Raw genomic sequence first — 1,951 nt, 5'->3', positions numbered from 1 at the left:
GCTGCCAAGCGCATGAGCGCACTCTAGGACGGAACAGACCGATGCGCGCTCAACTCGGCATGAGCGGGCGCTCGGTATGGAAGGCTTCATTGCGTGGACCCGGCAGTGAAGACCGAGCTGATTCGCCGCCTGGCGGAGTGGCGTGACCAGGATGAGCCGCTGGTCGAGGCCATTGGCGACACCCTCGCCGAGACCCATCGACTGGACTCTCAGGAACAGGCGCGACGAATCGTGGATACTGTCATGAAGGTCTTGGACCGGGAGCTGTAGCCCGGGGGGAGCACCCGCCAACGGGCACGACCACGTACGCACCTCGGCATGACCGCGCACTCAGCGGGGAGATGAGGGCGCATACCAACGGTCAGGTGCTGCGGTCCTCGTCAGTCATGTCTCGAGCCACCCGCTCTTGCGCAGCGGACACCTCAGCGTCCGTGTAACCCAGGCCGCGAGCCCACTCGATGGCTGTTCCTAGGTCGCGCAGCGCCTCTTCTGCGCGGGGTGCGAGTAGGTGAGGCTCGACTCGTCGGTTTCGAGGAGGCAATCGAGGAGCACCAGGGCGGACTGGTCCCACAGGCGGATGTCCATGAACACGGGCTCTGTCTCATCCATACAATGAGGCTACGCACGCTCATCGGCACGAGCGCGCGCTCGACGCGGCAGTAGCGTGCAGCTGCCGCGAGCACGCAGGGCGGCAATAGCGGGCGGCTCCTGGCGCTCGCCGAGCGGCGAACAGTAATCCGCCACTCTCGGACGGGTAATGTCCAGGACCCCGCCAACCGACACCGAGGGGAGGAAGCCTTGCGTCCAGCGAACCCCGCCGGCTTCGCCGTCGCCCTCGTCATGCTGACGTTCTTCGCTGTGACGGCCTCGTACTTCAGGGACGACCTGACAGCAAGCGTTCGTGGCATTCCGTTGTGGCTGGTGGTTTCACTCGGCCTGGGAGCGAATCTCTGGCTTGCGGTGCACGCGTGGCGCAAGCCGCGAGGCACCCCCTGAGCAGAAAGCAGGGCCACCGCCCGCTACTCGGCATGAGCGGCGGTTCACCAACGTCTGACGGGCACCTGTTCGAGGCTCACTCCAGCCAGTTCCTCCACGCGGGCAAGCACGCCGGGTGCGACCTCAGCCCAGCGGCCTTGGGCTCGCACTCGGATACGCAGCGGGTCGCCCATCACCCTGACCCGCGTGGCGGGCTGTGACTCCAACAAGTGGTAGCGCACCTTGTTGAGGGCCTCATCAGTTAGACACAAATCGCCGTCAGTCGGGACGAGGTCGAAGGTGTAGGCCACAACTCGAACGCTACGACAAGCGCCCGCTCATCGGCATCACCCCGCACGAGCTGCGGCAGTAGAGGTCGCTCCGGCAGAATCTCCCGAGTGGCCGACTCTACGATGAACCTCCGGGTCCTAACCCCCTCCCGCAAGGCTCCACAGGCAGGCGACGTCTTCGCGTTTCAACTTCCCGACCTGACCTATCGTTTCGGACGAGTGATCCGAACCGATGCAACGTGGACTCTTGCTCAGGGCGCAGACGGGGCCGTGCTGATCTACATCTACAGAACGCAATCGCGTGAGATGGCCGTCCCTGACCGTGACGAGTTGCGCCGAGATCACCTGCTGGTGCCGCCAATGATGACGAACAGGCTGCCGTGGTCACGCGGCTACTTTCAGACCGTCGGCAACGTGCCCCTCGACGAGCACGACCTACTCCCTCGCCACTGCTTCCTAAGCGCCGCTCGGGGCCGCTACTTCGACGACTACGGACAACCGCTTGCCGGGCCAATCGAGCCGGTCGGCGACTACGGCCTGCACAGTTTCCGGACCATCGACGCCGCCGTCAGCGATGCGCTTCTCATCCCACGGACGCCAAACTGACGCTTGCTCCAGCCGCCCGCTACTCGGCAGGATCGCGCACGCGGCGCGGCAGTAGCGTGCGGTTCTAGGGCCGCACCGCG

Annotated in this window: 4 protein-coding genes; 2 read left to right on the top strand and 2 right to left on the bottom strand. The window is 65.4% G+C overall.

The window, feature by feature from the left end:
- The first annotated feature begins 93 nt into the window (after window positions 1–93).
- Complete coding sequence (locus tag F0U47_RS21450; RefSeq protein ID WP_188111453.1) at window positions 94–270, top strand: hypothetical protein; 177 nt, start codon at window positions 94–96, stop codon at window positions 268–270.
- Between the two features lie 198 nt (window positions 271–468).
- Here F0U47_RS21450 and F0U47_RS21445 read toward each other — a convergent pair whose 3' ends face one another.
- Together F0U47_RS21445 and F0U47_RS20310 are read right to left on the bottom strand one after the other, a co-directional pair.
- Window positions 469–609 (bottom strand): hypothetical protein, encoded by a 141-nt coding sequence (locus F0U47_RS21445; protein ID WP_188111452.1) that lies wholly within the window; start codon window positions 607–609, stop codon window positions 469–471.
- A gap of 431 nt (window positions 610–1,040) precedes the next feature.
- Window positions 1,041–1,286 carry a hypothetical protein gene (locus F0U47_RS20310; RefSeq protein ID WP_149752317.1) on the bottom strand — a complete coding sequence of 82 codons (246 nt, stop codon included), beginning with the start codon at window positions 1,284–1,286 and terminating at the stop codon, window positions 1,041–1,043.
- Window positions 1,287–1,373: 87 nt separating this feature from the next.
- Here F0U47_RS20310 and F0U47_RS20305 point away from each other — a divergent pair, with 87 nt between their 5' ends.
- Entirely contained in the window at window positions 1,374–1,871 is a 498-nt protein-coding gene (locus tag F0U47_RS20305) for an immunity 26/phosphotriesterase HocA family protein (RefSeq protein ID WP_223162846.1), read from the top strand.
- Window positions 1,872–1,951: the final 80 nt, after the last annotated feature.

The organism is Nocardioides antri (assembly GCF_008373765.1).
Taxonomy (GTDB): Bacteria; Actinomycetota; Actinomycetes; order Propionibacteriales; family Nocardioidaceae; genus Nocardioides; species Nocardioides antri.
The sequence above is the reverse complement of the archived record's forward strand: the minus strand, read 5'-3'. Positions and strand labels throughout refer to the sequence as shown.

What these genes read in the sequence shown, in the direction of transcription:
- F0U47_RS21445 (WP_188111452.1), bottom strand. Translation starts at nt 609, where the DNA reads ATGGATGAGACAGAGCCCGTGTTCATGGACATCCGCCTGTGGGACCAG.